At 73.2% G+C, this 5,789-nt stretch carries 5 protein-coding genes; 4 read left to right on the top strand and 1 reads right to left on the bottom strand.

What is annotated here, in order from left to right:
* Nucleotides 1–221: 221 nt before the first annotated feature.
* The 3 genes from DQW06_RS11230 to DQW06_RS11220 all read left to right on the top strand — a co-directional run bounded on the left by DQW06_RS11230 (nt 222) and on the right by DQW06_RS11220 (nt 3,405).
* The gene (locus DQW06_RS11230; protein WP_071622106.1) at nt 222–809 is read left to right on the top strand and encodes a TetR/AcrR family transcriptional regulator; all 588 of its coding nucleotides are present in this window, start codon (nt 222–224) and stop codon (nt 807–809) included.
* A gap of 239 nt (nt 810–1,048) precedes the next feature.
* Nucleotides 1,049–2,326, top strand: coding sequence for an MFS transporter (locus DQW06_RS11225; protein WP_117198407.1), 1,278 nt, complete (start codon nt 1,049–1,051; stop codon nt 2,324–2,326).
* 287 nt (nt 2,327–2,613) lie between these two features.
* Nucleotides 2,614–3,405 (top strand): alpha/beta fold hydrolase, encoded by a 792-nt coding sequence (locus DQW06_RS11220; RefSeq protein ID WP_013153157.1) that lies wholly within the window; start codon nt 2,614–2,616, stop codon nt 3,403–3,405.
* Nucleotides 3,406–3,468: 63 nt separating this feature from the next.
* Here DQW06_RS11220 and DQW06_RS11215 read toward each other — a convergent pair whose 3' ends face one another.
* The gene (locus DQW06_RS11215; protein WP_013153158.1) at nt 3,469–4,341 is read right to left on the bottom strand and encodes a helix-turn-helix domain-containing protein; all 873 of its coding nucleotides are present in this window, start codon (nt 4,339–4,341) and stop codon (nt 3,469–3,471) included.
* Nucleotides 4,342–4,617: 276 nt separating this feature from the next.
* On the opposite strand from DQW06_RS11215, the gene DQW06_RS11210 reads away from it, so the two are divergent.
* A complete protein-coding gene (locus DQW06_RS11210) occupies nt 4,618–5,766 on the top strand; it encodes a hypothetical protein (protein ID WP_013153159.1) in 1,149 nt (382 codons plus the stop codon).
* Nucleotides 5,767–5,789 lie beyond the last annotated feature (23 nt).

The raw sequence follows: 5,789 nt of genomic DNA, 5'->3' as shown, positions 1-5,789 counted from the left end.
GCGGTACCTGCGCCGGGGCTGGGGCTGGGGAGGGGTGAAGGGCAGGGTGATCTTCGGGCGGACCTCGGCGGACGGCGCGGCGGTCAGGTCCAGGCGGAGGGAATCGGCACGCATGGGGTTTCCTCTCAGTTCTACTCACTCCGTAGTACTCTGTGTGGAGTGGTAAGAACATAGTACTACGCTCGAAGTGGTGTCAACTTCGTTCTGAGGAGAGAACCGACATGAGGCAGAATCCGGCACGCCGGGCGGCCCTGCTCGACGCGGCCATCGAGGTGCTCGCCCGCGAGGGCGCGCGGGGGCTGACCTTCCGGGCCGTGGACACCGAGGCGGCCGTCCCCAACGGCACGGCGTCCAACTACTTCAACAACCGCGACGACCTGCTCACCCAGGTCGGCCACCGCTTCTACGAGCGTCTGGACCCCGACAACAACGTGATCGCCGCGGCCCAGGCGGGACCGCGCGACCGCGACAGGGTCGCCGAGCTGATGCACGAGATGGTGGGGCGCCTCACCGACTTCCCCTCCGGCTACCTGGCCCTGCTGGAACTGCGGCTGGAGGCCACCCGCCGACCGGAGCTGCGCCAGTTGCTCACCGAGCGCGTCCGCGCCGACCTGGACGCCAACATCGCCTTCCACACCGAGTCCGGCATGCCCGGCGACGCGTCCACCGTCGTCCTGCTCTACCTGGCGCTGAACTGGCTCATCCTGGAGCGGCTCACCCTGCCCGACCTCTTCTCCCAGGACCGGTTTCACGACCTGGTGACCGACGTGGTCGAGCGCATCGTCCCCGGCCCCGGCCGCGCGGACTGACGGCTGCGAGCGCGGGGCCGCGGGTGCGGGCACTCGGGCCCGCTCGGCGGCCCCGCGCACCCGTGTACGACGTCCGTGACCGGGTTGTCCACACCCCCTGTCGCTGCGGCTGGCGCACCCCTATCCTGGAGGCATGTTCCAGCGACATTAAGTCCCCAGCCGGTCCTCGGTCCGAGCACGCGGTCCACCCCGGGCGGTCCCCGCCCCGGTGCCCGTCTCCGCTCGACCGAAAGACCTCCATGACCACTCTGTCTCCGCGTGCCCCCGGCATGCGTGCGTCCCGTCTGACCCGACCCCTGTACGCCTACGCGGCCCTGGGGGAGTTCGTCCTCCTCTACCCGCTGTACGCGCTGCTGTTCGACGAGACCGGCCTGACCGTCGCCCAGATCAGCTCCCTGTTCGTGATCTGGTCACTGTCCTCGGTCCTCGCGTCCGTCCCCGCCGGGGCCTGGGCCGACGTGGTGCCGAGGCGCTACCTGCTGGCCGCCGCGCCGCTCCTGGCCGCGTGCGCGTTCGTGCTGTGGCTGCTGTGGCCCGGCTACTGGACCTTCGCGCTCGGCTTCGTCCTGTGGGGCGCGGGCGGCGCGCTGTCCTCGGGCTCCCTCGAAGCCCTCGTCTACACCGAACTCGCCCGCCGCGACGCGGCCGACCGCTACGCCCGGGTCATGGGCGTGACCCGCGCCCTGGACGTGGCCGCCGTCGGCGCCGCCACCCTGCTGGCCATCCCCGTCATGGCCCACGGCGGCTACGCGGCGGTCGGCGCGGCCAGCGTCGCCGCCTGCGTGCTGTGCGCCCTGGCGGCCCTGGCCCTGCCCGAGCACCGCGCCGCCGAGGGCGGCCCCGACTCCGCCGACGGCGCCGCGGGGGCCGGGGAAGCGGAGGAGGGGCCCTCCGGCTACCTGGACGCCCTGCGCGGCGGACTGGCCGAGGCCCGCTCCAGCCGGCGGGTGCGCGGCGCGATCGTGCTGGTGGTCGCGGTGACCGCGTTCTGGGAGGCGCTGGACGAGTACGTCCCCCTGCTCGTCGCCGAGTCCGGCGTCCCCGCCGCCACCGTTCCCGTGGCGGTCCTGGTGGTGTGGGCCTTCGTGCTCCTGGGCGGGCTGCTGGCGGGGCCCGCCTCCCGGCTGCCCGTACGGGCCCTGGCCGTCCTGGTGGGCCTGGCCGCGCCCGCCATCGCCGCCGGAGCCCTGCTGGACGGCCCGGTGGGATGGGTGCTGATCGGCGTGGGCTTCGGCCTGTGCCAGACCGCGGGCGTGGTCGCCGACGCCCGCCTGCAGGACCGCATCACCGGGTCGAGCCGGGCCACCGTCACCTCCCTGGCCGGTCTGGGCACCGACGCCCTCACCACGGCCTCCTACCTGCTGTACGCGGGGGTGTTCGCGGTGACCGGGCACGCCCTGGCGTTCGCCCTGTTCGCACTGCCCTACCTGGTGGCGGCGCTCTTCCTGGGCCGCGGTACCCGCGGGGCCCGTCCGGTCCGCCGCTCCCCTGACCGGAAGGGGGAGGCGCGGCGGTGAACCGCGTCCGAACCCGACGGCGTCCGGGCGCGTCTTACCCGTAGCCGGACGCTCCGCGGCCGGCGCGGTGTGGCGGGCGCGCCCGCCACGCCGTACCGCGCCCGAGAACGGCGGGACGCGGTACCACCCGCGGGCCGTAGGTGTCGAGGGACCACCTACGGCCCGGCCGTGACCCGGCTCTGGGGGACCCTCGGTGGCCAGGGCCCTTGCACGCCTGAATAGCATCGGTTCCTGTGGCACATCAGACGACGAACACGGCGAGCAGTGAAGGCCCGGGCATCGCCTCCGTGCGCGGGATCAACGTCACCTACACCGACCGCGGCGCCGGGTACCCCACCCTCCTGATCCACGGTCACCCCTTCGACCGCACCATGTGGGAACCCCAGGTCAGGGCCCTGGCGGGACGCGGTTACCGGGTGATCGCCCCCGACCTGCGCGGGTACGGGAGCAGCACCGTCGTCCCCGGGACCACGACCCTGGACACCTTCGCCCGCGACCTGGACGCGCTCCTGGACCACCTGGGCCTGGACGTGGTGAGCGTGGTGGGGCTGTCGATGGGCGGCCAGATCGCCCTGGAGCTGTACCGGCTCTTCCCCGACCGCGTCGACTCGCTGACCCTGGCGGCCACCAACCCCAGCGCCGAGACCGAGCGGGGCCGTGCCGCCCGCGTGGCGCTGGCCGAGCGGCTGCGCGCCGAGGGCATGCGCGGCTACGGCGACGAGGTGCTCGTGGGCATGATGACCGCCGACAACGTGCGCGAACTGCCCGCGGTGGCCGACCACGTGCGCGCGATGATGTACGCCGCCCCGCCCGAGGGCGCGGCGGCCGCCCTGCTGGGCCGCGCCAGACGCCAGGACTACGCGCCCCTGCTGCGCCGGGTGTCCGCGCCGACCCTGTTGGTGGGGGGCCAGCACGACGTGTTCACCCCGCCCGATCTCACCGAGTCCATGCACGTGCTGGTGCCGGACTCGGTCGTGGAGATCATCGAGGGCGCCGGGCACCTGCCCAACCTGGAGCGGCCCGAGCGGTTCAACGAGGTGCTGCGCCGCTTCCTGGACCGCTGCCGCACCCGCGTCTAGGAAACGGCCGCCACGGCCGGTCCCGTCAGCGGCCGCGCGCCCTCGCTGGGCCGCGGGGGCGCGTCAGAGGCGCTCGACGGGCAGCCACAGCTCGGCCTCGGCGGTGGCGCCGTCCTCGGTGTAGGAGACCCGCAGGATCTCCGGCCCCTCGGTGACCCGGTAGGCCGTGTTGGAGGGGAACCACCGGCCGAAGGCGTCCGCCCACATGTGCTGCAACCCCTCGGGGCACCGCTCCACGGGCACCGACTTGGGGAAGACCACCCAGGTACCGCTCGGCACCTCCAGCGCCTCCATGCCCTCCGCGCCACGGGCGGAGGTCGCCGCGGCCTCGTAGTAGTCGATCAGGCTCCCCTCCCCGCGGTCGGGGGACAGCGCGGCGGTGACGCCCAGGACACCGCGCGGTTCCTGGTCGGAGAGCTCCGCGACGCGCGCCCGGACCCCCTTGTCCAGGCTCCTGACGAACTCCTCCATGGCGTGGTTGCGGCCCTCGTGGACGATCGGCACCCGTGCCTTGGGGCCCACGAGGCGGAAGGCCTCCTTGTCCACGATCCGGTAACGCATGGTGGTACTCCCCTCGACGGTCAGGCGGAAGGACATCCTCGGTTGCGAGACGAGCACCGCGCCGGTCCGGCGCGCCTCGCCCGGCCCCACACCGTGCATGGCGCGAAAGGCCCGGGCGAAGGCCTCGGCCGACCCGTAGCCGTGGCGCACCGCGATGTCGAGCAGGCTGTCGCCGCCCCCGAGCACCTCGGCCCCGGCGAGGGTGAGCCTGCGCCGCCGAACGTACTCCGACAGGGGCATCCCCGCCAGCGCCGAGAACAGGCGGCGCAGGTGGTGCTCGGAGGTGAGCGCGATCCGCGCCATCTCCGCCACGTCCACCGGCCGCCCGGTGTCCTCCTCGACCTTCTCCAGGGCCCGGTTGAGCCGGTCCAGCATGGTGCCCTCCTCTGCTGCGTCACCGACGCTAGCGACGCGGGTCCCCTCCGCGCCCGACAGCCGGCGACCCTCTTCTGTGAGTTCGTTGTCCCTCTCCGCCCATGTCCGGCGGCCGACGGGGTAGGGGGCCCGTCCAAGGACAGGAAATCCTTGGGCAAGAAGCGCGTCTGTGCCGACGTGGCGTGCCCCGAGGCAAGCATCACGGGCCCGAGGATGGCCCGCAGACCGACCCCGAGAAGGAGGTGGGCGGGGCGGGGACACACGCCCCGCGGACACATGGACCTGGGTTTTCTGCGACCTCTGTACGAGAGCGACGCTCCGGTGGCCTCGGTGCACCTGGACACCAGCCGCGACAGGACCGACGCCGGCAAGGAACTCGAACTGCGCTGGCGCCACCTGCGGGACGAACTCTCCTCGCTGGGCACCGACAAGGCGACCCTGGACGTGCTGGAACAGGCGGTCAGGGACGGGTCCTCCCGGGCCTTCGGCAGTCACGGCCACTCCCTGTTCGCCTCCGAGGGGCGCCTGCTCGGCGCGTACACGCTCTCCGAACCGCCCGCGCAGAGCCGCGCCCTGCGCATGCCGGTTCCCGATCCCCTTCCCGTGGTCGTGGACCGGGGGCGCTACCTGCCCTACGTCCTGGTGGCGCTGGACCGGGTCAACGCCAAGGTGTTCTCCTACACCGGCCACCCCTCCAGCGAACCGGCCTCCGAGAAGGACTTCTCCGGTGCCGACCTGCGCAACATCGACCCGATGGGCCGCGGCGGGCCCGGTGTCCTGAGCGGGTACAACGGCCGCTTCGACGGCAAGCACTACCCCATGGAGACCTGGCGGGAGAACACCGCCCGGATCGCCCAGCAGGTGCGCGAGGCCGTCGCCGAGGTGGACGCCCGGATCATCTTCGTCGGCGGTGACGAGGAGGCCATCGCCTACCTGCGCGACAACCTGGGCGAGCGCAAGCTGAGCATCCCGATCAGGCTGGTGGCCGGCGGACGGGGCGGCCCCGACGCCGAGGAGCGCCTGCACGCGGCCGCGGCGGAGGCGCTGCGCGACTTCGTCATCGACGGCCATGACGACATCATCGCCGACTACCACCAGAAACTCGCCAACGACCAGGCGGTGCGCGGCACCGAGCCCACCCTGCCGATGCTGTCGGAGGCGCGGGTGCGCACCCTGCTGCTGGGCGCCGACCGCGACGGCGAACCCGAGCTGTGGGGCTCACCGGGCGAGCCGGTGCTGGTGTCGAAGAACCCGGCGGACCTGGACGACCCCGACGCGGCGTTCCGGGCACCGGCCAGCGCGCTGATGCTGCGTTCGGCGATGGCCGCCGACGCCGGTTTCGGCGAGGTCCTCGACCACGGCCACACCAGCAACGAGAACGGCGCCATCCTGCGCTTTCCCACGTCGCCGAACGAGAGGGTCTGACCGACTCCACGGGGCCGCCCGCG

It is taken from the genome of Nocardiopsis sp. TNDT3 (genome assembly GCF_003427465.1).
Classification (GTDB): Bacteria; Actinomycetota; Actinomycetes; order Streptosporangiales; family Streptosporangiaceae; genus Nocardiopsis; species Nocardiopsis dassonvillei.
Note: the sequence above shows the minus strand (reverse complement) of the source record. Positions and strands in the feature narration are given on the sequence as shown.